This window comes from Streptomyces kryoterrae (assembly GCF_054072135.1).
The window spans coordinates 6,966,357-6,990,201 of the sequence record NZ_CM133358.1 but is presented as its reverse complement, the minus strand read 5'-3'; the positions used below and the strand labels follow the sequence as shown (position 1 = coordinate 6,990,201).

Genomic DNA, 23,845 nt, shown 5'->3' with positions numbered 1-23,845 from the left:
GGACCCTGACGACGGTGCGGATCAGGCCAGTCTGCACCACACCACTGACAGCAGCCCGCCACTCCCGCCCCGGAGACCGGCGCGTGGCGCGGTGAGGGACGGTCAGCCCCCGAACTCGTACGCCTCCACCTCCGCCAGATACCGGGCCCGCCGCTCCTCGTCACCGTCCAGGAACGAGGCCAGGAACGAGTTCCGCGCCAGCTCCCGCAGCCGCTCCTCCCCCAGCCCCAGGGCCTCCCGGACCGCCCCGAAGTTGTCGCCTGCGTATCCGCCGAAGTAGGCGGGGTCGTCGGAGTTGACCGTGCACAACAGACCCGCGTCGAGCATCGCGGGCAGCGGATGCTCGGCCAGGACGTCAACGGCCCGCAACCGCACGTTGGACAACGGACACAGCGTCAGCGGCACCCGTTCCCGCACAAGCCGGTCCACCAGCTCCGGGTCCTCCATGCAGCGCAGGCCGTGGTCGATCCGCTCGACGCCGAGGATGTCGAGGGCCTCGGTGATGTACTCGGGCGGCCCCTCCTCCCCCGCGTGCGCCACGCGCCGCAGCCCCAGCTCGGCTGCGGCCTCGTACACCTCGCGGAACTTCACCGGCGGATGCCCGACCTCGGCGGAGTCGAGCCCGACCCCGGCGATCCGGTCGAGGTGGGGCTTGGCCGCCTCCAGCGTCGCCATCGCCGACTCGGCGGACTCGTCACGCAGGAAGCACATGATGAGCTGCGTGGAGATGCCGTGCGCCGGCTCGCTCTCCCCCAGCGCCCGCCACAACCCGTCGACGACCGTCCCCATGCCGACACCCCGGGCGAGGTGGGCCTGCGGATCGAAGAAGATCTCCGCGTGCCGTACGCCCTGCGCGGCGGCCCGCGCGAGATAGGCGTTCGCGAGGTCCGCGAAGTCCTGTTCGGTGCGCAGGACGGCCATGAGCTCGTAGTACAGGTTCAGAAAGGACTGCAGGTCGTCGAAGAGATACGCCTTGCGCAGCTCGTCGGTGTCGGCGTACGGCAGCACGACGCCGTTGCGTGCGGCGAGCGCGAAGGCCAGCTCGGGTTCGAGGGTGCCTTCGATGTGAAGGTGCAGTTCGGCTTTGGGGAGGGACATCGGGGACATCAAAGAATCGTACGACCGGTTTACCGCCGTTTCGGAACCGGCACCCGCAGCAGGTCGTGGGCGACGGTCAGCTCCCCCTCGTACCCCGCCGCCCGCGCCTGCCGCTCGAACTCGTCCGGGTCGGAGTAGCGCTGGCTGAAGTGAGTGAGAACGAGATGCCGTACGCCGGCCTCCCGCGCGACCGCCCCTGCCTGACCTGCGGTCAAGTGCCCGTGATCGACGGCGAGTTGCTGATCCTCGTCGAGGAAGGTCGACTCGATGACGAGCAGGTCGCACCTCTCCGCGAGCGTGTACACCCCGTCGCACAGCCGGGTGTCCATGACGAACGCGAACCGCTGTCCGCGGCGCGGCTCACTGACATCGTCGAGGCTCACGGAACCGAGGGAGCCCTCCCGCTGGAGGCGTCCGACGTCCGGCCCCCTGATCCCGTGCTCGGCGAGCAGCTCCGGCAGCATGCGGCGCCCGTCGGGCTCGACGAGGAGATAGCCGTAGGACTCGACGGGGTGGGAGAGCCTGCGCGCCTCGAGCCGATAACCGCCCGCCTCCGCCAGCACCCCACCGTCCCCCGCCACCGGCTCCTGCCTGATCCGGACGGTCTCGCGGTACGCGGTGGCGTACCGCAGGCGGTCGAAGAACTTCTGGCCGGAACGCGGGTAGTGCGCGGTCACCTCGTGCGGGACGCGGTCGAGGTTGACGCGCTGGATGACTCCGGCGAGCCCGAGCGAGTGGTCCCCGTGGAAGTGCGTCACGCAGATCCGGTTGAGGTCGTGGGCGGCGACCCCGGCACGCAGCATCTGGCGCTGCGTGCCCTCGCCGGGATCGAAGAGGAGCCCCTCACCGTCCCAGCGGAGCAGGTAGCCGTTGTGGTTGCGGTGCCGGGTGGGTACCTGGCTGGCCGTACCGAGGACCACCAGTTCACGTGCGGACAAGGCCCGTTACCCCGGCGGCCACTGGAGGCCGCGCCCGCCGAGGATGTGCGCGTGGGCGTGGAAGACGGTCTGGCCGGCGCCGCTGCCCGTGTTGAAGACGATGCGGTAGCTGTCCAGCTTCTCCTCGCCGGCGATCTCCCCGGCCTCGCGCAACACGTCGGCGGCGATGCCGGGTTCGGCGGCGGCGAGGGAGGCCGCGTCGGGGTGGTGGACCTTCGGGATCACCAGGATGTGCGTCGGGGCCTGGGGGTTGATGTCCCGGAAGGCGAGGGTCGTGTCGGTCTCCCGGACGATGGTCGCCGGGATGTGCCCCGCGACAATCCTGCAGAACAGACAGCTCTCGTCCGCCATGCGTGTGCCTCCTCACGCTCGCCGATCATTTCGGGCCCATCGTATCGACCGGCTGAATGTCCAGCCCCTCCGGCGTTTGAGGAGCGGGGGTTCGGGGGCAGCGCCCCCGAGGACGGGACGGGTTGGGGCGGCGGGGGCGAGAAACCTAACGCCCACCCCCGCCCACCGCACCCTCTACAGCTCCGGCAACCCAGGCGCCGTCTTGGCCGGCCGCTCCTCCAGCGACTCCAGCGCCAGCCGGATCGCCTCGTCCAACTGCACATCCCGCCCGGCCGCGTAGTCCTGCGGAGTCTGCACGACCTCCACATCGGGATCGACCCCGTGGTTCTCGACGCCCCACCCGTAACCCTCCAGCCAGAACGCGTACTTGGGCTGAGTCACCAGCGTCCCGTCGACGAGCCGGTACCGGCTGTCGATACCGATGACCCCGCCCCATGTCCGCGTACCGACCACAGGACCGATCCCCAGCGCCTTGATCGCCGCGTTCACGATGTCCCCGTCCGACCCCGAGAACTCGTTGGCGACGGCGACGACGGACCCACGCGGCGCGTCCTCCGGGTAGCTGTACGGCCGTAGCCCGCGCGGCAGGTTCCAGCCGACGATCCGCCGCGCCAGCTTCTCGACGACCAGCTGCGACGTGTGCCCGCCCCGGTTCTCCCGGACGTCGACGACCAGTCCCTCCTTCGCGACCTCGATCCGCAGGTCGCGGTGGATCTGGGCCCAGCCGGGCGCCTGCATGTCGGGCACGTGCAGATAGCCGAGCCGTCCACCGGACTTCTCGGCGACGTACGCCCGCCGGTCCGCGACCCACGCGTGGTAGCGGAGCGGTTCCTCGTCCGCGAGGGGGACGACGACCACGTGCCGCGGGTCGCCGCCGCCGGACGGCGAGATGGTCAGCTCGACGGGCTTGCCCGCCGTACCGACGAGCAGCGGGCCGGGCCCGGCGACCGGGTCGACGGGCTGTCCGGCGACCGCGACGATCGCGTCGCCCGGGCGCACCGCGACGCCGGGTGCGGCGAGCGGGGAGACGCCGTCGGGGTCGGAGGTCTCGGCGGGCAGGATGCGGTCGACGCGCCACAGGGGCGTGTCCTGGGGGCCGCCGTCGTGGCGGGAGATGTCGGCGCCGAGGAGGCCCTGCCGCTCCCCGTGGCCGTGTCCGCCGCGCGGGGTGACGTAGGCGTGCGAGGTGCCCAACTCGCCCTGGACCTCCCAGAGAAGGTCGACGAGGTCGTCGTGGGTGGCGACCCGTTCGAGGATCGGCCGGTAGCGGTCGAGGACGCCGTTCCAGTCGGTGCCGCCCATGTCCGCACGCCAGAAGTTGTCGCGCATGATGCGACCGTTCTCGTCGTACATCTGCCGCCACTCGACGGCCGGGTCGACGCTCTGCCGTACGCGCGACAGGTCGACGGTGATGTTCGTGTCGCTCTCGTCGTCGTTCGAGGCGCGCCGGTCGCTGGGTACGACCTTCAGCTTGCCGTCGGTCCACAGCAGGACGCGTTTGCCGTCGCCGCTGACGGCGAAGTGGTCGGCGTCCCCGGCGAGGTGCTCGATGCGATTCTGGGCGAGGTCGTACCGCTCCAGCTCGGTCTTCGGGTCGGGGTCGTCCGGGGTGGCCCGGGAGGTGCCGAGGACTCCGCGCACCGGGTGGCGCAGCCACAGGACGCCGTCCTTGGCGGCGCGCAGGTTGGAGTAGCGGGCGGCCTCGACCGGGAACGGCACGATGCGGTCGGCGAGCCCGTCGAGGTCGATACGGGTGACCGGGGCGCCCTCGCTGTCCGGGGTCTCGTCCTTGTCCGGCGCCTCGAAGGGCCGCCCGTGCCGCTGCGGCCCGAAGGGCGAGGGCGTGGTCGCGGCGAGCGGGATGAGGTGCGGGCGCGAACCGCCGACAAAGGCCAGGTCGAACACGTGCTCGTCGTAGACGGGGTCGAAGGACCGCGCCGACAGGAACACCAGGTGCTTGCCGTCGACGGTGAACGCGGGCGAGTAGTCCCGGAACCGGAGCGGAGTCGCCTCGGTCACCGACAGATCAGTGGTGTTGGCGAGCTTGAGCTGACGCAGTGGATTCGGCCCCGGATGCGACCAGGCGAGCCAGGCCGAGTCGGGCGAGAAGACGAGTCCCGACACATCACCGTCGCCGCTGCGGTCGACCTCGCGCACCTCCCCCGACTCGCGCTCGACGAGCAGGACGCGCCCGTCGTGGGAGGCGACGGCTGCCCGGCTGCCGTCGGGCGCCATGGCGAGGCCGAGAACGCGCCCGAGCTGTCCGGCGGCGAGCCGGCGTGGAGTGGTCCCCGGTGCGACACCGGTCGCGGGGGCGAACTCCAGCGCGTCGTCGCCCTCCGCGTCCGTCACCCACACGGCCCACTCCTCGCCGTCCACGCGGAAGGCGCGGGGCAGCCGGGCCCGTACGCCGTGCCCGGAGGCGAGGACACGGGCGGGACCGGACCGGTGGGTGACCCAGTGCACGGCCCCGCGCACCCCGATGGCGCTGCCACGCCCGGTGTGGTCGGGGGCGCCGGACCCGAACCACCGGGAGGCGCTGACGGGATGGGGCTGGAGGTCGGCGCGCTGCCCGCCGAGCCGGATGTCGAGCCGGCGCGGCTCGGCCCCGTCCAGGTCGTCGAGGAGCCACAGTTCACCGGCGGAGGAGTAGACGACACGGCTGCCGTCGCTCGCGGCGTGCCGGGCGTAGAAGCTGTCGATCGGAGTGTGCCGCCGCAGGTCGGACCCGTCGGCCAGGGACGAGTACAGCGCCCCGACGCCTTCGTGATCGGAGAGGAAGGCGATGCGTTCCCCGACCCACACCGGGTATTCGAGGTTCCCGTCGAGGTCGGCATGCAGCCGTACGAACTCGCCGGCGCCTTCCCCGTCGCGGACGTCCCGGTCGATCCACAACTTCCCTGCCGTACCGCCCCGGTACCGCTTCCACCAGGCGGCCTCGCGCCCCATCGGAGCGGAGAGGAGAACGGTCGCCGGACCGTGTGCGACATCGCCGACGGGCCCGTACGGCAGGACAGCCGCCGGACCGCCGTCGAGAGGCACGGCCCGGGCCCAGGAGCGGCGCAGGCTGGCCTGCCCCTGGGTGCTGATGGCGAGGACCCGTCCGTCCGGGGTCCAGCCGCGCACCTGGGTCCTCGAACTGCCCCAGTAGGTGAGCCGGTTGGTGGACCCGCCGTCGATCGGGGCGACATACACCTCGGGTGCGCCGTCGCGGGTGGAGGTCCAGGCGAGGCGGGTGCCGTCCGGGGAGATACGGGGATGGTTCACCGGTACGTTGTCCGCGCTGACGCGCCAGGCCCGGCCGCCGTCGAGCGGGGCGACCCAGACGTCGTCCTCGGCGGTGAAGGCGACCAGGTCGCCGTGCAGATGCGGAAACCGGAGATACGCAGGCGAAGAGGGCTGAGTCACCCGATCACCCTAGGCAACGAGCCCGCCCCCGGACAGGGGTTTGGATCACTTCATCCACAACCCGCCAAGGCCCCGACGCTCTGTTCACCCGCTCATTTGCCCTCGACGGGCAGGCAGTTCGGGGTCTCCTGGCACCAGATGGTCCTCGTCACGGTGACGGTCACGGTCGGCGCGGGCTGTCCGTTGTCCGGCGGCTGCCAGGTGGCCGGCGTGGTGCGGGTCGGGGTGGCGGGCACGTCACAGTTGCCGAGGCCGCTGACGCGGAGCCACTGCCTTCCGTCGATCCTGACGGTGAGGTTCCCGCGTACGCACCTGCCGTTGACCGCGCGCGTCACCTTGCCGGCGACGGTGATGGCCTTGCCGTCCGTGGTCTTGCCCTGGCAGTCGACGTCGGCGTAGGTGTTCTCGCTCGGCGAGGGCGAACTCCCGGACGCGGAGGCCGTGTTGCCGTTGTTGACCGAGGCCGTGCAGGTGAGCCACTGGACGCCGACGTTCCGCCGCTCCAGCTCCTTCGTCATCGTCTGGTCGGTGGTGTAGGCCACGGTGGTCGAACCGAGCCCACCGGGATCACAGGCGACGACACCACCCGCGACGGCCACCACGAGTCCGGCCACCGCGACCGCCCTGCGGCGCCCGCGCGGCCCAAGCCGAATCCACCTCGAAGCCACCATGGAAGGGCAGCCTGCCACCGTCCCGCCCCACGCGGAAGGGCGTATACGGACATGCGCGCAAGCAACTTCGCGAAGGATCGCCGGAGGCCGAACTGCCGTACGGGGAAACGAGATCAGGACCAGCGACCGGTACGGCCGAGCAGCAGGGCCGTCGCCGCGGTACCGGCGGTGGAGGTACGCAGCACACTGGCCCCGAGCCGGTACGCCTTCGCCCCCGCCTCCTCGAAGAGGACCAACTCCTCGGGGGAGACGCCTCCTTCGGGTCCGACGACCAGCACGATCTCGCCGGCGGAAGGGAGTTGGGCGGTGGCGAGCGCGGCACTGCCGTACTCGCGGTCCTCGTGCAGTACGGCGGCGAAGTCGGCCCTGGCGAGCAGCGCGGCGACCTGCTTGCTCGACGCGGCGTCCGCGACCTCCGGGAAGCGCACCCGGCGGGACTGCTTGCCGGCTTCACGGGCGGTGGCCCGCCACTTGGCGAGCGCCTTCAGCCCACGCTCCCCCCGCCACTGCGTGACGCATCGTGAGGCGGCCCAGGGAACGATGGCGTCGACACCGGTCTCGGTCATCGTCTCGACGGCCAACTCACCCCGGTCGCCCTTGGGAAGAGCCTGGACGACGGTGATACGAGGAGACTCCTGCGCTTCCTCGACCACCACCCCGAGTCGCAGAACCAGCTGGTCCTTGCCCTCGGCGGCGACGACCTCGCCCTCCGCCCAGCGCCCGGCCCCGTCGGTGAGGACGACGGTCTCACCGGCCCGCATCCGCTTCACGGAGACGGCATGGCGCCCCTCGGGGCCGTCCAGGACGAACTGCCGGACGTCAGGGAGCTGCTCGACGACGAACACGGGCGCGGTCACGAGCTCGCACCCCCGTCCGACAACGCGGCCCGCGCGGCGGCGATTTCATCGGCCAGCACACGCACCAGCTCCCCCGCCGGAAGCTCACGGACCATCCGGTGCCCCTGCCCCGCCCACAGCGCCATGCCCTGCGCGTCGCCGGATGCGGCGGCCTTCTTGCGGAGCGGCGAGGTGAGGTGGTGGACCTCGGGGTAGGCGGCGGGGGCGTACGGGCCGTGCTCGCGCAGGAAACGGTTCACCAGCCCCCGGGCGGGCCGGCCGGAGAAGGCGCGCGTCAGCTCGGTACGGACGAAGAGGGGGTTGGTCAGCGCCTGCTTGTGCAGGGCGTGAGCGCCGGACTCCGGGGTGGCGAGGAAGGCGGTGCCGAGCTGGGCGGCGCTCGCGCCGGCGGCGAGGACGGCGGCGATCTGGCTGCCGCGCATGAGCCCGCCGGCGGCGACGAGGGGGAGATCGACGGTCTCGCGGACCTGGGCGATGAGGGAGAGCAGCCCGATGGCGGAGCCGTCCGCCTCCGGGTTGTCACGATGGGTGCCCTGGTGGCCGCCGGCCTCGACGCCCTGCACGATCACCGCGTCGGCCCCGGCCCGCTGTACGGCGAGGGCCTCCTCGGCGGTGGTCGCGGTGACCAGGGTGAGGGTGCCGGCACGGCGGAGGGAGTCCAGTACGTCGCCGCTGGGCACCCCGAAGTGGAAGGAGACGGCCGGGACCGGGTTGTCGAGGAGTACGGCGAGCTTGGCGTCGTAGCCGTCGTCGCGTCCGCTGTCCGGGTCGCCGAGCTCGGTGTCGTACCAGGTGGCCTCGCCGGCGAGCTGATGGGCGTAGACCTCGACGGCGGCGGGGTCGGCGATCTCGGGCTGCGGCATGAAGAGGTTCACGCCGAACGGCCGCCCGGTGAGCCCGCGCAGCTGCTTGATCTCCTGGTACATCCCGTCCGCGGTCTTGTACCCGGCGGCGAGGAACCCGAGCCCGCCCGCTTCGGCGACGGCACCGGCGAGCTGCGGGACGGAGACGCCGCCCGCCATGGGGGCCTGCACGATCGGGTGAGGGAAGAGATCGGTCAGTGCGGAGGACGACATGACGGCATGTTGTCACGTCCCCACCACAAGTCCGAATCAGGCCCCTTCAGCGCGAAAGGGGGGTCTGGGGGCGCGGCCCCCAGAGCCCGCCCCCTGCCTCAGCGCCCGTTGAACGCGTCCTTCAACCGCGAGAACAACCCCTGCTGCCCAGGCTGGAACTGCCCCATGGGCCGCTCCTCACCCCGCAGCTTCGCCAGCTCCCGCAGCAACCGCTCCTGCTCGGGATCAAGCTTCGAAGGAGTCATGACCTCGACATGCACCAGGAGATCACCACGCCCACCGCCCCGGAGATGCGTGACTCCCCGCCCGTGCAGCGGAATCGACTGCCCGGACTGCGTGCCCGGACGGATGTCGACCTCCTCCAGTCCGTCGAGCGTCTCCAGCGGCACCTTCGTACCCAGCGACGCCGCCGTCATCGGAAGGGTCACCGTGCAGTGCAGGTCGTCCCCGCGCCGCTGGAACTGCGAGTGCGGCAGCTCATGGATCTCGACGTACAGGTCACCGGCGGGACCACCACCGGGCCCCACCTCACCCTCACCGGCGAGCTGGATCCTCGTACCGTTGTCGACCCCCGCGGGAATCTTCACGGTGAGCGTCCGACGCGACCGCACCCGCCCGTCACCCGCGCACTCGGGGCACGGCGTCGGAACGACGGTCCCGAACCCCTGGCACTGCGGGCAGGGACGGGACGTCATGACCTGCCCGAGGAAGGACCGCGTCACCTGGGACACCTCACCCCGCCCGCGACACATGTCGCAGGTCTGGGCCGAGGTCCCCGGCGCCGCACCCTCACCGCTACAGGTGCCGCACACCACGGCCGTGTCGACCTGGATGTCCTTGGTCGTCCCGAAGGCGGCCTCGTCGAGCTCGATATCGAGCCGGATCATCGCGTCCTGGCCGCGCCGCGTACGCGACCTCGGCCCCCGCTGGGACGCCGTTCCGAAGAACGCGTCCATGATGTCCGAGAAGTTCCCGAAGCCACCGGCGCCGAAGCCACCCGCGGCGCCGCCCGCCTGCGAGAGGGGGTCACCGCCGAGGTCGTAGACCTGCTTCTTCTGCGGGTCCGACAACACCTCGTACGCGGCGTTGATCTCCTTGAACCGCTCCTGCGTCTTCGGATCGGGGTTGACGTCCGGGTGCAGCTCGCGGGCGAGCCTCCTGAACGCCTTCTTGATCTCGTCCTGGGACGCGTCGCGGCGCACGCCGAGTACGGCGTAGTAGTCCGTGGCCACTTAGGACTCCGCCAGGATCTGTCCGACGTACCGTGCCACTGCGCGTACCGCTCCCATCGTTCCCGGGTAGTCCATGCGGGTCGGTCCGACCACGCCGAGCTTGGCTACTGCCTCGCCGCCCGAACCGTAGCCGACCGACACGACGGACGTTGAGTTGAGTCCCTCGTATTTGTTCTCGTGACCGATTCGTACGGTCATGCTCGAATCCCCGGCCTCACCAAGGAGTTTGAGAAGTACGACCTGTTCCTCCAGAGCTTCGAGTACCGGCCGGATAGTGAGGGGAAAGTCATGTCCGAAGCGGGTCAGATTGGCGGTTCCACCGATCATCAGCCGCTCCTCGGACTCCTCGACGAGCGTCTCCAGGAGGGTGGAGAGCACCGTCGCGACCACTCCCCGGTCCTCCGCCTCGAAGGCGTCAGGGAGGTCCTGCACAAGCTGCGGCACGTCCGCGAAACGACGGCCCGCCACCCGGCTGTTCAGCCGCGCGCGTAGATCCGCCAGAGACGTCTCCCCGAAAGGCGCAGGGCAGTCGATCATCCGCTGCTCCACGCGGCCGGTGTCCGTGATCAGCACGAGCATCACGCGCGCGGGAGCGAGCGAGAGCAGCTCCACGTGCCGCACGGTGGACCGGGTGAGCGACGGATACTGCACGACGGCGACCTGCCGCGTCAGCTGGGCGAGCAGTCGCACCGTCCGCCCCACGACGTCGTCGAGGTCGACAGCGCCGTCCAGGAAGTTCTGGATGGCACGCCGCTCGGGCGCCGTCATCGGCTTGACGCCGGCGAGCCTGTCGACGAAGAGCCGGTAGCCCTTCTCGGTCGGGATGCGCCCGGCGCTGGTGTGGGGCTGGGCGATGAAGCCCTCGTCCTCCAGGGCCGCCATGTCGTTGCGGACGGTCGCCGGCGAGACCCCGAGGTTGTGCCGCTCGGTGAGTGCCTTGGACCCGACCGGCTCCTCGGTGCCGACATAGTCCTGGACGATCGCGCGCAGCACTTCGAGCCTGCGTTCACTGAGCATCGCGCACACCTCCAGCTGCTGTCGTCCCCTGTCGCGCCTACCCGCCGCCCGGTCTCCCACCCGGGCCGTCATCGGCTCTTCGACTCTCCATTGGCCTTCCCTGGCACTCTTCGCGTGCGAGTGCCAGAGTTCCCCGGCCCAGTGTACGGCTGTCGGGTACGCCCCCGGCAAGGGCGGCCCGCACCGACCTGCCGACGTGTACCGACCTGTCCTGCGATGTCGTGTCCGGCTAGCGTCGCCGCATGAAGGTGACTTGGGAAGAGCCGAGGTGGGCCGACCTGGGCTGGGAGCGTCTGGCGGCCGGGGTCGGCCGGTGCCAGCTGCCGGTCTGGGACTGCACGGTGGGGCTGGTGACCGGCCCGGGCGGCGCCCTGCTGATCGACGCGGGATCGAGCCTCGCGGAGGGCGCGAGACTGCGCCTGGAGGCCCAGGAACTCGCCGGCCGCCGTGTGGACTTTGTCGCACTCACACACCCCCACTTCGATCACGTTTTCGGGGCGGCGGTGTTCGCGGGTGCGCATGTGTTCGCGGCGCTGGGCCCGAACGACGCATTCGGGGAGGTGGGGCGCGCGGCGTTGTGCGCGGATGCCGTACGCAACGGTCTGGACGTCCGTGCGGCGGAGGAGGCGGCGGACACCCTGGTGGTTCCGCATCAGCAGGTCCGGGGGAGTCTCACCGCCCAGCTGCACGACGGCCCGGAAGTCGTCCTGAGTGCCGTCGGCCCCGGCCACACCCGCAGCGACCTCGTGGCCGTCGTGCCGGGCGACCCGACCGTCGTCTTCTGCGGCGACCTGGTCGAGGAGTCGGGCGAACCCCAGGCGGGCCCCGACGCCGTACCGTCGCACTGGCCGACGGCCCTCGACCGCCTCCTCTCCCTGGGCGGCGAGGACGCCGTGTACGTACCCGGCCACGGCGCGGTGGTGGACGCGGCGTTCGTACGGGCCCAACGGGACGCCCTGGCAAGCCGTTTCGGCGTGTCGCGGGAGCCGGTGTCCTGACCGTACGGCCGCTTCTCCTATCGTCATCCGAATGCGCCAGTACTCTCCGGACCTGACCCCGCCGTGGAAGAAGCCCAAGCCCGTACCGCAGGTCCCGGCGGACCCGGGCCTGGTGGTCGAGGAGCCGGGTACGGGCTTCTGCGGCGCGGTGATCCGCTGCGAGGCGGGCACGGTCACTCTGGAGGACCGCTTCGGCAAACACCGTGTGTTCCCGCTGGAGCCGGGCGGCTTCCTGCTGGAGGGCAAGGTGGTGACCCTCGTACGCCCGTCCCCGTCGTCCTCATCGTCATCGCCCTCGGTAGGCCGGTCCCGTACGGCTTCCGGGTCGGTGGCGGTGCCCGGTGCCCGGGCGCGGGTGGCCCGGGCGGGGCGGATCTATGTCGAGGGGCGTCATGACGCCGAGCTGGTCGAGAAGGTGTGGGGGGACGACCTGCGGGTCGAGGGCGTGGTCGTGGAGTACCTGGAGGGCATCGACGACCTGCCCGCGATCGTGACCGAGTTCGCCCCGGGCCCGGACGCCCGCCTGGGCATCCTGGTGGACCATCTGGTGCCGGGCACGAAGGAGTTCCGGATCGCGCGGTCGGTGACGAGCGAACACGCGCTGGTGGTCGGGCATCCGTACATCGACGTGTGGGAGGCGGTGAAGCCGGCGTCACTGGGCATCCCGGGCTGGCCCCGGATCCCGCACGGACAGGACTGGAAGACGGGGGTGTGCAGGGAGCTGGGGTGGCCGGAGAACACGGGGGCGGTGTGGCGGGCGATCCTGGCGCGGGTGGGTTCGTACCGGGACCTGGAATCGGAGCTGCTGGGCCGCGTGGAGGAACTGATCGACTTCGTGACCGCACCACCCCCCAGCCCGTCCGGCGTTTGAGGACGAGGCCCCTTCAGGGCCGGAAGCCGGGGTCTGGGGGCGCGGCCCCCAGGAACGGGACGGGACGGGTAAGGGCGGCGGGGGCGAGAAACCGCCCCCTCAGTCCACCAGGTCCCGCACCACCGCGTCCGCCAACAACCGCCCCCGCAAAGTCAACACCGCCCGCCCCTCCCGGTAGGGCCCCGCCTCCAACAGCCCCTCCGCCAACGCCCGCCCCGCAGCCACCAGCCCAGCGGAGCGCAACAGCGCCAACGGCACCCCCTCCCGCAGCCTCAGCTCCAGCAGAACCCGCTCCACCCGCCGGTCCTCCTCCGCCAGCACCTCACGCCCCGCCCCCGGCGACCGCCCCGCCGCCAGCGCCCCGGCGTACGCCCCCGGATGCTTCACGTTCCACCACCGCACGCCCCCCACATGGCTGTGCGCCCCGGGCCCCGCGCCCCACCAGTCGGCACCGCGCCAGTACAGCTCGTTGTGGAGGCAGCGGGCAGCCACCGAAGTCGCCCAGTTCGACACCTCGTACCACTGGTAACCCGCCGCGCCGAGCACCTCGTCCGCGATCAGATACCGGTCCGCGTGCACGTCGTCGTCGGTCATCGGCACCTCGCCCCGGCGGATTCGCCGGGCCAGCTGCGTACCCTCCTCCACGATCAACGCATAAGCACTCACGTGATCCGGCCCCGCCCCGAGCACCGCCTCCAGCGAGGCCCGCCAGTCGTCGTCTGACTCCCCCGGGGTGCCGTAGATCAGATCGAGGTTCACATGTTCGAACCCCACGGCCCGCGCCTCCGCGACACACGCCTCAGGACGCCCCGGCGTGTGCGTACGGTCAAGCACCTTCAGCACGTGCTGCTTCGCGCTCTGCATCCCGAACGAGATCCGGTTGAAGCCGCCCTCGCGCAGGGTGGCCAGATACCGCTCGTCCACCGACTCCGGATTCGCCTCCGTCGTCACCTCGGCGTCCGCCGCGAGGCCGAACTCGTCGCGGATGGACCGCAGCATCCGTACGAGATCGTCGGCGGCCAGCAGGGTCGGCGTACCGCCTCCGACGAATACCGTGCGCACCGGCCGCGGGTCGTCGCCCAGCACCTTCCGCGCCAGCCGTATCTCGTCGATCAGGGTGTCCGCGTAGTTGTCGCGGGAGGCCAGGACACCGCCCGTGCCGCGTAGCTCGGTCGCCGTGTAGGTGTTGAAGTCGCAGTAGCCGCAGCGGGTCGCGCAGTACGGGACGTGGAGGTAGAACCCGAGGGGACGGTCCGCGGCCCCGGCGAGCGCGGGGGCGGGCAGGGCACCGTCTTCGGGGACGGGCTCGCCGTCGGGGAGTGCGGAGGGCATTCCTCCATTGTCCAGCACCGGCGAGGCGGCCCGCCCGGGGTCGGGCCCGATGCCCTGTCCGACCCCCCGCGCGCGGGTCACTCGCCGAGCGGTTCCGCCTGGAGGACCAGCAGCGCCAGATCGTCCTCCGGCGGTTTCTCCCCGAACTCGTGCACAAGCCGGCGGATACGTTCGGCGATCAGCTCCGCGTTCAGGCCCGCGCAGCCGGCGAGGGCGTTCGCCAGGCCGTCGCCGTCGTCGAACTGGCGGGGCCCGCAGCGCCGCTCGGTGACCCCGTCGGTGACGCACAGCAGGCTGTCACCGGGCCGCAGCTCGAAACTCCCGCTCGTGTACGTCTCGTCCTCGACGACCCCGAGCAGCGTCTGCGGTTCGGCGGCCGTACGGACCTCACCGCTCGCCCGGAGCACCAGGGGCAGCGGATGCCCGGCGGAGGCGAGCGTGCAGCGCACGCCTCCGTCGAAGGGCGCGAGTTCGCCGTAGAGGAGGGAGAGGAAGCGGGTCTGCGGCCCCTCCCCAGGCCGTACCGCACCCGGGACGACCGAACCCACCGCGCCCACCGGCACTGCGGGACGCCCGTCCGCCGCGACCAGCGCGCGGGCCGCCGCGTCCGCCGTCTCCGTGGCATCGTCGAGGAGCAGCTGGTTGAGGCGGTCGAGGACGTCGGCGACGCGGTAGCCCTCGCGGGCGAGCAGCCGCAGCCAGGGGCGGGCGAGGCCGATCACCACGGCGGCTTCCGGGCCCTTGCCCTGGACGTCGCCGACGGCGAAGCACCAGCGGCCGTCGCCGGCCGGGAAGAGGTCGTAGAAGTCGCCGCTGGGCCCGCCCTTGTCGCAGGGTTCGTAGACGAGGGCGCTGCTGACGCCGGGGATCTCGGCGACGGCGCCGGGCAGCAGCCCGCGCTGGAGGATGCGGCTGATGGTGGCCTGGCGGGCGTACTGGCGGGCGGCGCCGATGGCGAGCGCGACGCGGCGGCTGAGATCCTCGACCAGGCCGGTGACCTCGTCGGGGAAGCGGATCGTCCCGGCCCGCCCGATGACCAGCGTGCCGAGCGGCCGGCCGCCCGCGACCAGCCGGTAGGCGAGCGCGGAGCCGGTCTCCCCGCACCCGCCGAGCGCCTCACCCGGCCAGGGCACGGTGACCGGCCCGGTTCTGGTGGTGTCGGGCGGCCGCGGCGGGTCCTTCTCCAGGGCGCGGCGCAGCGCCTCGATACGGTCCTCGCTGCCGTGCCAGACCCGGGCGAGCCGTGGCCCGGGCCCGGTGTAGCCCCCGTCCCCGCCTCCGCCTCCGTCGCCCCAGCTGCCGCGTCCCATGGACTCGTCCTCCAGCCACACCGCGCACCAGTCGGCGAGGCGCGGCACGAGGAGCTGTCCGGTGAGCGCGGCGACGAGGTCCTCGTCGAGCTGCCCGGCGAGCAGGTCCGAGGCCTCGGCGAGGAAGGAGAGGGCGCCGTGATTGAGCCACTCCTGGTCACCCGGGCCGCGCTGCGGCTCGGGGGCGAGGTTCTCGGCGACTCGTAACCCGTGCCCGAGGGCCTGGGTGCCGGCGTACGGGTCGAGGTCGTCGTCGACCGTCATGCCTTCGGCGGGAAGCCGCGCCCAGACGGTCTTGACGCCGGTGCGGTAGGTGACACCCCAGGCCTCGGAGAGTACGGAGACAAGGCGAAGGCCGCGCCCGTACTCCGGTATGTCGTACGGAAGTTCGACACCACCGTCCCGGGGCGCGCGGGAGGGATGGTGATCGGACACCTCGACGACGAGCGCGACGCCACAGCCCGCCTCCCCCTCTTCCTCCCTGCCCATCCCCCTCTCACTCTCCCCCTCCCCTTCCTCCTCCGGTTCGTCCGGCGTCTCCAGGCGGCACTGCAGCTCCACGTCCGTCCCCGCGTGGACGACGGCGTTGGTGACGAGTTCACTGACGACCACCATGGCGTCGCCGGTGAGCCGGTCGGACAGGGAAGCGGCACCGGGCAGACCGAGCCGGACCCAGTCGGCGAGAGCGGCGCGTACGAGGCCGCGGGCGGCGCCGGGCGCGAGGGGGCCGCCACCGAGCGTGGCGTGCACGACCGCACGCCGGTCCGCGCCCCGATGCGCGGGCGGGCCGGGCGCACGGGACAGCGCGCGGAACACGGTCTCCCGTTGCGTCGGAATGGCCCCCATGGGCAGCTCCCCGAGCAGTTCGTACGAATACAGGTCAGCGGTCGCGGACAGAGTGACAGAGTGACCACGCCCATAAGCGACGAGTTACGAAGTGGGTCGCCATGAGTGAGAAAGGTGATCCGGAAGGGCCCAGAGAAGGACAGATTCGGGCATCCGATCTACGTCCGCCGCTCACCGCGACGACAGCGGCCCGGGACGGCGACTTCGCGAAGGCACCGGAAACCGGCCACCGCCCGGCGGCGGACACGCCAAAGTTCAGCGTCTGTCGGGCAGTTGACGGGATGTGACTCAACCGGTCAACGCCACCATGCCCGGTCAGCTCTCCGCTTCACCGACGAGGGGACGGAGGCGGGCACTACGCGGTCACCTGGTGGGCAGGGGCCGTCGGTCCTGACCTCAGGGGCGCGGGGCTGTGTCGATCCGCGTCTCCGCCACGCGGGCGCGACAAGCGACAAGCGACAAGCGCCAACCAACCCGCAGTCGCCGCTCGTCCCCCGCCGTCAGCTCCTCCTACACCTACGCCTACGCCTCGCGCGACCCCGCGTACATCTCATCGATCAGATGCTTGTACTCCCGCTCGACAACCGGCCGCTTCAGCTTCAGGCTCGGCGTGATCTCCCCGTGCTCGATGTCGAGGTCCCGCGGCAACAACCGGAACTTCTTGATGGTCTGCCACCGCTGAAGCCCCCCGTTGAGCTCCTTGACGTACCCCTCGATGAGAGCCACCGTCCCCGGCGCGGCGACAACCTCCGCGTACGACTTCCCGTCGAGCCCGTTGTCCTTCGCCCAGCCCAGGATCGACGGTTCGTCGAGCGCGATGAGGGCCGTGCAGAAGTTCCGGTCGGCGCCGTGGACGAGGATGTTGGAGACGTACGGGCAGACCGCCTTGAACTGCCCCTCGACCTCGGCGGGCGCGATGTACTTGCCGCCGGACGTCTTGATGAGGTCCTTCTTGCGGTCGGTGATCCGCAGATAGCCGTCGGGCGACAGCTCACCGATGTCCCCGGTGTGGAACCAGCCGTCGGACTCCAGCACCTCCGCGGTCTTCTCGGGCAGGCCGTGGTAGCCCTCCATGATGCCGGGCCCGCGCAGCAGGATCTCGCCGTCGTCCGCGATACGCACCTCCGTGCCGGGCAGCGGCTTGCCGACCGTGCCGGTGCGGTAGGCCTCACCGGGGTTGACGAAGGAGGCGGCGGAGGACTCGGTGAGGCCGTAGCCCTCCAGGATGTGGATGCCGGCGCCGGAGAAGAAGAAGCCGATCTCGGGTGCGAGGGCGGCCGAGCCGGAGACACAGGCGCGCAGGTTGCCGCCGAAGGCCTCGCGGATCTTGGCGAAGACGAGCGCGTCGGCGACCTTGTGCTTCGCGGCGAGGGCGAAGGGCGCGGAGGCGGTGCCGGTGCGCCGGAAGTTGTCCTGGGTGACCTTGGCGTACTCGCGGGCGACCTCGGAGGCCCACTGGAAGATCTTGTACTTGGCGCCGCCACCGGCCCGCGCCTTGGCGGCGACCCCGTTGTAGACCTTCTCGAAGATGCGCGGCACCGCGGCCATGTACGTCGGCTGCACGGCCGGAAGGTTCTCGATGATCTTGTCGACACGGCCGTCGACGGCGGTGACGTGCCCGACCTCGATCTGACCGGAGGTCAGCACCTTGCCGAAGACGTGCGCGAGCGGCAGCCACAGGTACTGCACGTCAACGGCGCTGATCAGCCCGGTCGCAGCGGTCGCCTTCGCCATGTACGACCAGTTGTCGTGCGGCAGCCGGACCCCCTTGGGGCGGCCCGTCGTACCCGAGGTGTAGATGAGGGTGGCGAGCTGGTCCTTCGTGATGGCCCCGACCCGCTCCTTGATCAGGTCCGGGTTCTTCTCCAGGTACGCGGCACCCCGCTGCTCCAGCTCGGCGAGGGTGAGCACCCCCTCGCCGCTCTCGACCCCGGCCGGGTCGATGACCACGACATGGGTGAGTTCGGGCAGTTCGGCGCGCTTCTCCTGCACCTTGGCGAGCTGGGTCACGTCCTCGGCGATCAGCACCTTGCTGCCGGAGTCGGAGAGGATGAACGCCGACTCGTCGGTGTTGGTCTGCGGATACACCGTGGTCGTGGCGGCGCCGGCGCACATGATGCCCAGGTCACCGATGATCCACTCGACGCGGGTCGCGGAGGCGAGCGCGACGCGCTGCTCCGGCTGTACGCCCAGTTCGATGAGGCCGGCGGCGACGGCGTAGACCCGCTCGGCGGTCTGCGCCCAGGTCAGCGACTTCCAGTCGTCAGGGCCCTCACCGGTGGCCGGGGGTACCGGGTAGCGGTAGGCCTCGGCGTCCGGCGTGGCGGCCACGCGGTCCAGGAAAAGACCGGCGACGGACGGCGGACGGTTCTCGATCAAGGTCTGTGTGTCGCTCACGACATCCTCCGGGGCCCGCGGCAGTGCGGCGGCTGGCTCATTTGCGGCTGTTGGTACTGCGTCTTCCCGGGGGACGACCCCGGACCCCCAGCAGAAATGCAGGTCAGCAGGGCGTGACCGGCATGCACATCACGAGACGAAACCTGAGTGACTCGCGAGTAACTACCGAGCAGAGATCAGAGTAAGGCGCGACCGCCCGGCGCGTAAGGGGCGACGGCCTGTCACTTCCCACAGGGAGCGACTGTCCGCTTCCCGCAGACCCGACGGTACGCACACGAAGGGGGCCCGCCGCGTTCTTACGCGCCGGGCCCCCTTCGTCCCGATTCCCACGGGCCGGTGTCGGCTACTTCTTGCCCTTGCCCGACCCCGCGTTCTCGTCACTCGACAGGACGGCGATGAAGGCGTCCTGCGGAACCTCCACAGAGCCCACCATCTTCATCCGCTTCTTGCCCTCCTTCTGCTTCTCCAGCAGCTTCCGCTTACGCGAGATGTCACCGCCGTAGCACTTGGCGAGAACGTCCTTGCGAATCGCGCGGATGGTCTCGCGGGCGATGACCCGCGACCCGATGGCCGCCTGGATGGGCACCTCGAAGGCCTGCCGCGGAATCAGCTCGCGCAGCTTGGCGACGAGCCGCACCCCGTACGCGTACGCCGCGTCCTTGTGGGTGACGGCGGAGAACGCGTCGACCTTGTCGCCGTGCAGCAGGATGTCGACCTTGACGAGGCTGGAGGTCTGCTCCCCGGTGGGCTCGTAGTCCAGAGACGCGTATCCGCGGGTCTTGGACTTCAGCTGGTCGAAGAAGTCGAAGACGATCTCGGCGAGCGGCAGGGTGTACCGGATCTCGACCCGGTCCTCCGACAGGTAGTCCATCCCGAGCAGCACACCGCGCCTGGTCTGGCACAGCTCCATGATCGACCCGATGAACTCGGACGGCGCGAGGATCGTGGCCCGTACGACGGGCTCGTAGACGTCGCTGATCTTCCCCTCGGGGAACTCGCTCGGGTTGGTGACGATGTGCTCGGAGGTGTCCTCCATCACCACCCGGTACACCACGTTGGGCGCGGTGGCGATGAGATCGAGGCCGAATTCCCGCTCCAGCCGCTCCCGGATGACGTCGAGGTGGAGCAGCCCCAGGAACCCGACCCGGAACCCGAAGCCCAGGGCGGCGGAGGTCTCCGGCTCGTAGACGAGCGCGGCGTCGTTGAGCTGGAGCTTGTCGAGGGCGTCGCGCAGCTCCGGGTAGTCGGACCCGTCCAGCGGATAGAGCCCGGAGAAGACCATGGGCTTCGGGTCCTTGTACCCGCCGAGCGCCTCGGTCGCACCCTTGTGGAGGGTGGTGATCGTGTCACCGACCTTGGACTGGCGGACGTCCTTCACCCCGGTGATGAGATACCCCACCTCACCGACCCCGAGCCCGTCGGCCGACTTCATCTCGGGGGACGAGACGCCGATCTCCAGCAGCTCATGGGTCGCGCCGGTGGACATCATCCGGATCCGCTCACGCTTGTTGAGCTGCCCGTCGATGACTCGTACGTACGTCACGACGCCCCGGTACGAGTCGTACACCGAGTCGAAGATCATGGCCCGGGCGGGCGCGTCCACGGTTCCGACGGGAGCCGGAACCTCCGCGACGACCCTGTTGAGCAGCGCATCGACACCGACACCGGTCTTGGCGGAGACCCTGAGGACGTCGTCGGGGTCGCAGCCGATGAGGTTGGCGAGCTCCGCGGCGAACTTCTCCGGCTGGGCGGCCGGCAGGTCGATCTTGTTCAGTACGGGGATGATCTTGAGGTCGTTCTCCATCGCCAGGTACAGGTTGGCGAGGGTCTGGGCCTCGATGCCCTGGGCCGCGTCGACGAGGAGAACGGTGCCCTCGCAGGCCGCGAGCGACCGCGAGACCTCGTAGGTGAAGTCGACGTGTCCCGGGGTGTCGATCATGTTCAGGATGTGGGTCCTGCCCTGACCGCCCCCGTCCCCGTCGGTCGGGGCCCACGGCAGGCGTACCGCCTGGGACTTGATCGTGATGCCGCGCTCGCGCTCGATGTCCATGCGGTCGAGGTACTGGGCGCGCATCTGCCGCTGGTCGACCACTCCGGTCAGCTGGAGCATCCGGTCGGCGAGCGTGGACTTGCCGTGGTCGATGTGCGCGATGATGCAGAAGTTGCGGAGCAGCGCCGGGTCGGTACGGCTCGGCTCGGGCACATGGCTAGGGATCGCGGGCACGCAGGGTCCTGATTCTTGAGGCGTCCGCAGTGTCTGCGGTCTCGGGTCGGATCGATACGTAGGCTCCATGGTCCCACGGGCGGGGAGCAGGGACCGGTTTGGGCGGTTTCACGCGGTACGGGCCGGCGGCCCCGCAGCCGGATTGGGCTGTCCGGAAGACGGCTGGTAGCCTGGATCGTTGTGTCTCATGCCCTCTCAGCAGGAGACACACGTGCGGTGAAACTCCGTGCGGTAGAACGCAGTGAAACAAAGAAGCAATCAAACGGCGCGTGAGGCATGCCCTCGTGCGCCTGAACCTGAAAAGGCTCATTCGTGGCGAACATCAAGTCCCAGATCAAGCGGATCAAGACCAACGAGAAGGCCCGGCTGCGCAACAAGGCCGTCAAGTCCTCCCTGAAGACCGCGGTCCGCAAGGCCCGCGAGGCCGCTGCCGCGGGTGACGTCGAGAAGGCCACCGAGGCTCAGCGCGCTGCCGCGCGTCAGCTCGACAAGGCCGTCGCGAAGGGCGTCATCCACAAGAACCAGGCCGCCAACAAGAAGTCGGCGCTTGCTTCCAAGGTCGCGTCGCTTCAGGGCTGAACCTCTCCTTCTTGATCTGATTCACCGCCGGAAGGACCCAGCGGGCCCTCTCTCCCGCCCCCACCCGGCACCCCGGCTCCACGCACGAACTGCGTTCGCCACGCGGGCGTGAAGCCAAGCAGAACGTTCTGCCCGAGGGCCCCGTCCACTGTCCTACCCCAGGACAGCGACGGGGCCTTCGGCATGAACGCGAACGCCGCCTGCAGCGCAAGCGGTACCCCTCTAGCCCGGAACGGGACCCCGTCAGCTCCGACCCGCACCCCCAGCCCGTCCGGCGATTGAGGACAAGGCCCGTTCAGGGCCGGAGCGGGGGTCTGGAGGCGCAACCCCCAGGAACAGGATGGGACGGGTAGGGGCGGCGGGGGCAAGGAAACCCACCCTTATCCCCGCCCCCGAGACCGAGCGGCGCGAGCGATCACCACAACCGCCTTCTCCAACGCGTACTCGGGATCGTCCCCGCCCCCCTTCACCCCCGCGTCAGCCAAAGCCACCGCCTGCAACGCCTCAGCAACCCCATCAGGCGTCCACCCCCGCATCTGCTGCCGCACCCGATCGATCTTCCACGGCGGCATCCCCAGCTCCCGGGCGAGATCCGCCGGCCGCCCACCCCGCGCGGAGGACAGCTTCCCGATCGCCCGCACCCCCTGCGCCAACGCACTGGTGATCAGCACCGGCGCCACTCCGGTCGACAACGACCACCGCAACGCCTCCAGCGCCTCCGCCGCCCGCCCCTCGACAGCCCGGTCGGCGACCTCGAAGCTCGACGCCTCGGCCCGCCCCGTGTAGTACCGCCCGACCACGGCCCCGTCGATCGTCCCCTCGACATCCGCGACGAGCTGAGTCACCGCGGACGCCAGCTCCCGCAGATCGCTCCCGATCGAGTCGACAAGCGCCTGGCACGCCTCAGGCGTGGCGGATCTCCCCGTCACCCGGAACTCCGACCGCACGAACGCCAGCCGATCCGCCGGTTTCGTCATCTTGGGACACGCCACCTCCCGCGCCCCCGCCTTGCGCGCCGCGTCGAGCAGCCCCTTGCCCTTGACTCCCCCCGCGTGCAGCAGCACGAGGGTGATCTCCTCGGCGGGCGCCCCGAAGTACGCCTTCACATCCTTGACCGTGTCGGCCGACAGATCATGCGCGTTGCGTACGACCACGACCTTGCGCTCCGCGAAGAGCGAAGGACTGGTCAGCTCGGCCAGCGTGCCCGGCTGCAGCTGGTCCGAGGCCAGGTCTCGGACGTCCGTGTCGGCGTCGGCGGCCCGGGCGGCGGCCACCACCTCCTGCACGGCACGGTCGAGCAGGAGGTCCTCCTGGCCCACGGCAAGCGTCACGGGGGCGAGAGGGTCGTCATGTGCGGTCTTCTTGGCCATCCCCGAAAGCATCCCACGAGCCACTGACAACGCCGCCGCCCACCAAGCTCACCGAAGCCTCCGGCGAACCGACACGGCCAAGGCCACGCCCACGCCCCCACCCACAAACTACGGTTCCTCACGAACTACGGCTCCTCCCGCCACCCCTCCCACTCCCCCGCGAACGCGTCCAACTCCTTCGGATCCAGCCGGCCCGCCTCGTCCCGCAGCACCACAAGCCACTGCGCGTCCTCCGCGTCGTCCTCTCCGGCCAGCGCATCCCGTACGAGCCGCGGCTCCTCGTCGAGGCCGTACCTGTCACGCAGCGCCTCCACCACGGCCTCGGCGGCATCACGGTCGGGCAGCACCAGCACATGTCTCACATCGCTCACGGAGACATTTTCCGCCACCCCGAAGCCCGGTCCAGTCGCCTCAGCCGTCTCGGTCGCCCCCACCCGGCCCCCGGACCGTCGGCACCTCCGACATCTCGACCCCGAAATGCTCCCGGTACACGGCGAGCACCTCGCTGTCCGCCCCCAGCTCCCTCGCCTCCTTCTCCCCGCCCGGCGCCGTCACCGTGAGACTCCGGCCGCTGAGCGTGATCCTCCCTCCGTCGTCCGTGACCCGCGAACAGACCAGGGACTTCGTGAAGTGCGACTCCGGCGAGGTGCTGTGCCACCAGGCCCCGGCCACGAAATCCCCGAGCACACGGGGCCGCAGCTCCAGCCGGTACTGACGACTGCCGTCCCGGACCACATCCAGGTCACCCGCGCCCGAGCCCCCGTCCACCCCGCCACCTCGTACTCCCGCCGCGTCCGCCCCCGCCTCGACGACCCGGAACGTACCGCCCGGATCCTCCTGCTCGCGCCGTTCCCCGATCGCCAGTGGACCGTGGCTGTGCGCCCCGAATCCCACGTCGACCAGCCAGTCGCTGTCGTCGTCCCCCGTCCGCACCCGCAGCGCGAGATGGTCGTACGGGATCCCCAGCCGCTCCTCGTCGCCGTACACCCGCGCCGCGAGCAGCGTGACGTCGAAGCCCAGCGCCGTGAGCAACGCCCCGAAGACACCGTTCAGTTCGTAGCAGAACCCGCCTCGCCGGGCACCCACCACCTTGTCGAACAGCCGGTTCTCCTCCAGGACGATGTCCTCGCCGAGATGGATCGCGAGGTTCTCGAAGGGCACCGCCACCAGGTGCCGCAGTTGCAGCTCGCGCAGTACGTCGAGGGTGGGCGGCACCGGGCGTTCGACGCCCAGCCGACGGAGGTAGGCAGCAGCCTGTGCGGAGTCCATG

Annotated in this window: 19 protein-coding genes; 3 read left to right on the top strand and 16 right to left on the bottom strand. The window is 70.8% G+C overall.

What is annotated here, in order from left to right; genetic code table 11:
- Positions 1-102: 102 nt before the first annotated feature.
- From ACW4TU_RS31095 to hrcA, 9 genes are all read right to left on the bottom strand, one after another.
- Positions 103-1,098, bottom strand: coding sequence for an adenosine deaminase (locus ACW4TU_RS31095; protein WP_457430409.1), 996 nt, complete (start codon positions 1,096-1,098; stop codon positions 103-105).
- Between the two features lie 29 nt (positions 1,099-1,127).
- Positions 1,128-2,036 carry a ribonuclease Z gene (locus ACW4TU_RS31090; protein WP_457418488.1) on the bottom strand — a complete coding sequence of 303 codons (909 nt, stop codon included), beginning with the start codon at positions 2,034-2,036 and terminating at the stop codon, positions 1,128-1,130.
- Between the two features lie 6 nt (positions 2,037-2,042).
- Positions 2,043-2,387, bottom strand: coding sequence for a histidine triad nucleotide-binding protein (locus tag ACW4TU_RS31085; protein WP_457418486.1), 345 nt, complete (start codon positions 2,385-2,387; stop codon positions 2,043-2,045).
- Positions 2,388-2,561: 174 nt separating this feature from the next.
- Positions 2,562-5,795 carry a S41 family peptidase gene (locus tag ACW4TU_RS31080; RefSeq protein WP_457418484.1) on the bottom strand — a complete coding sequence of 1,078 codons (3,234 nt, stop codon included), beginning with the start codon at positions 5,793-5,795 and terminating at the stop codon, positions 2,562-2,564.
- A 92-nt stretch (positions 5,796-5,887) separates the two neighbouring features.
- Complete coding sequence (locus ACW4TU_RS31075) at positions 5,888-6,466, bottom strand: hypothetical protein (RefSeq protein WP_457418482.1); 579 nt, start codon at positions 6,464-6,466, stop codon at positions 5,888-5,890.
- Between the two features lie 113 nt (positions 6,467-6,579).
- Positions 6,580-7,323 (bottom strand): 16S rRNA (uracil(1498)-N(3))-methyltransferase, encoded by a 744-nt coding sequence (locus ACW4TU_RS31070; protein ID WP_457418480.1) that lies wholly within the window; start codon positions 7,321-7,323, stop codon positions 6,580-6,582.
- Positions 7,320-8,399: a nitronate monooxygenase gene (locus ACW4TU_RS31065; protein ID WP_457418478.1), complete on the bottom strand. Its 1,080-nt coding sequence runs from the start codon at positions 8,397-8,399 to the stop codon at positions 7,320-7,322. The genes ACW4TU_RS31070 and ACW4TU_RS31065 overlap by 4 nt, the downstream gene beginning before the upstream one ends.
- Before the next feature lie 98 nt (positions 8,400-8,497).
- Positions 8,498-9,631 (bottom strand): molecular chaperone DnaJ, encoded by a 1,134-nt coding sequence (dnaJ, locus tag ACW4TU_RS31060; protein ID WP_457418476.1) that lies wholly within the window; start codon positions 9,629-9,631, stop codon positions 8,498-8,500.
- Complete coding sequence (hrcA, locus tag ACW4TU_RS31055; RefSeq protein WP_457418474.1) at positions 9,632-10,648, bottom strand: heat-inducible transcriptional repressor HrcA; 1,017 nt, start codon at positions 10,646-10,648, stop codon at positions 9,632-9,634.
- A 242-nt stretch (positions 10,649-10,890) separates the two neighbouring features.
- Between hrcA and ACW4TU_RS31050 the strand changes: the two genes are divergently transcribed.
- Together ACW4TU_RS31050 and ACW4TU_RS31045 are read left to right on the top strand one after the other, a co-directional pair.
- Positions 10,891-11,646, top strand: a complete 756-nt coding sequence (locus ACW4TU_RS31050; protein WP_457418472.1) for an MBL fold metallo-hydrolase — start codon at positions 10,891-10,893, stop codon at positions 11,644-11,646.
- Between the two features lie 31 nt (positions 11,647-11,677).
- Positions 11,678-12,517 carry a DUF3097 domain-containing protein gene (locus ACW4TU_RS31045; RefSeq protein ID WP_457418470.1) on the top strand — a complete coding sequence of 280 codons (840 nt, stop codon included), beginning with the start codon at positions 11,678-11,680 and terminating at the stop codon, positions 12,515-12,517.
- 99 nt (positions 12,518-12,616) lie between these two features.
- Here ACW4TU_RS31045 and hemW read toward each other — a convergent pair whose 3' ends face one another.
- The 4 genes from hemW to lepA all read right to left on the bottom strand — a co-directional run bounded on the left by hemW (position 12,617) and on the right by lepA (position 20,626).
- Complete coding sequence (gene hemW, locus ACW4TU_RS31040; protein WP_457418468.1) at positions 12,617-13,849, bottom strand: radical SAM family heme chaperone HemW; 1,233 nt, start codon at positions 13,847-13,849, stop codon at positions 12,617-12,619.
- Positions 13,850-13,926: 77 nt separating this feature from the next.
- A complete protein-coding gene (locus tag ACW4TU_RS31035; RefSeq protein ID WP_457418466.1) occupies positions 13,927-16,005 on the bottom strand; it encodes a SpoIIE family protein phosphatase in 2,079 nt (692 codons plus the stop codon).
- Between the two features lie 522 nt (positions 16,006-16,527).
- A complete protein-coding gene (locus ACW4TU_RS31030; RefSeq protein ID WP_457418464.1) occupies positions 16,528-18,402 on the bottom strand; it encodes an AMP-dependent synthetase/ligase in 1,875 nt (624 codons plus the stop codon).
- A 343-nt stretch (positions 18,403-18,745) separates the two neighbouring features.
- Positions 18,746-20,626, bottom strand: a complete 1,881-nt coding sequence (gene lepA, locus ACW4TU_RS31025) for a translation elongation factor 4 (protein WP_457418462.1) — start codon at positions 20,624-20,626, stop codon at positions 18,746-18,748.
- Positions 20,627-20,938: 312 nt separating this feature from the next.
- Between lepA and rpsT the strand changes: the two genes are divergently transcribed.
- Complete coding sequence (rpsT, locus tag ACW4TU_RS31020; RefSeq protein ID WP_457418460.1) at positions 20,939-21,205, top strand: 30S ribosomal protein S20; 267 nt, start codon at positions 20,939-20,941, stop codon at positions 21,203-21,205.
- Positions 21,206-21,585: 380 nt separating this feature from the next.
- Here rpsT and holA read toward each other — a convergent pair whose 3' ends face one another.
- The 3 genes from holA to ACW4TU_RS31005 form a co-directional block, all read right to left on the bottom strand.
- Positions 21,586-22,575 (bottom strand): DNA polymerase III subunit delta, encoded by a 990-nt coding sequence (gene holA, locus ACW4TU_RS31015; protein ID WP_457418458.1) that lies wholly within the window; start codon positions 22,573-22,575, stop codon positions 21,586-21,588.
- A gap of 125 nt (positions 22,576-22,700) precedes the next feature.
- Positions 22,701-22,946, bottom strand: a complete 246-nt coding sequence (locus ACW4TU_RS31010) for a hypothetical protein (RefSeq protein ID WP_457418456.1) — start codon at positions 22,944-22,946, stop codon at positions 22,701-22,703.
- A 40-nt stretch (positions 22,947-22,986) separates the two neighbouring features.
- Positions 22,987-23,844: an arylamine N-acetyltransferase family protein gene (locus tag ACW4TU_RS31005; RefSeq protein WP_457418454.1), complete on the bottom strand. Its 858-nt coding sequence runs from the start codon at positions 23,842-23,844 to the stop codon at positions 22,987-22,989.
- Position 23,845 lies beyond the last annotated feature (1 nt).

What these genes read in the sequence shown, in the direction of transcription:
- ACW4TU_RS31095 (WP_457430409.1), bottom strand. Translation starts at nt 1,098, where the DNA reads ATGTCCCTCCCCAAAGCCGAACTGCACCTTCACATCGAAGGCACCCTC.
- ACW4TU_RS31085 (WP_457418486.1), bottom strand. Translation starts at nt 2,387, where the DNA reads ATGGCGGACGAGAGCTGTCTGTTCTGCAGGATTGTCGCGGGGCACATC.
- hemW (WP_457418468.1), bottom strand. Translation starts at nt 13,849, where the DNA reads ATGCCCTCCGCACTCCCCGACGGCGAGCCCGTCCCCGAAGACGGTGCC.
- ACW4TU_RS31065 (WP_457418478.1), bottom strand. Translation starts at nt 8,399, where the DNA reads ATGTCGTCCTCCGCACTGACCGATCTCTTCCCTCACCCGATCGTGCAG.
- ACW4TU_RS31075 (WP_457418482.1), bottom strand. Translation starts at nt 6,466, where the DNA reads ATGGTGGCTTCGAGGTGGATTCGGCTTGGGCCGCGCGGGCGCCGCAGG.
- ACW4TU_RS31045 (WP_457418470.1), top strand. Translation starts at nt 11,678, where the DNA reads ATGCGCCAGTACTCTCCGGACCTGACCCCGCCGTGGAAGAAGCCCAAG.
- ACW4TU_RS31035 (WP_457418466.1), bottom strand. Translation starts at nt 16,005, where the DNA reads ATGGGGGCCATTCCGACGCAACGGGAGACCGTGTTCCGCGCGCTGTCC.
- holA (WP_457418458.1), bottom strand. Translation starts at nt 22,575, where the DNA reads ATGGCCAAGAAGACCGCACATGACGACCCTCTCGCCCCCGTGACGCTT.
- ACW4TU_RS31050 (WP_457418472.1), top strand. Translation starts at nt 10,891, where the DNA reads ATGAAGGTGACTTGGGAAGAGCCGAGGTGGGCCGACCTGGGCTGGGAG.
- ACW4TU_RS31005 (WP_457418454.1), bottom strand. Translation starts at nt 23,844, where the DNA reads ATGGACTCCGCACAGGCTGCTGCCTACCTCCGTCGGCTGGGCGTCGAA.
- hrcA (WP_457418474.1), bottom strand. Translation starts at nt 10,648, where the DNA reads ATGCTCAGTGAACGCAGGCTCGAAGTGCTGCGCGCGATCGTCCAGGAC.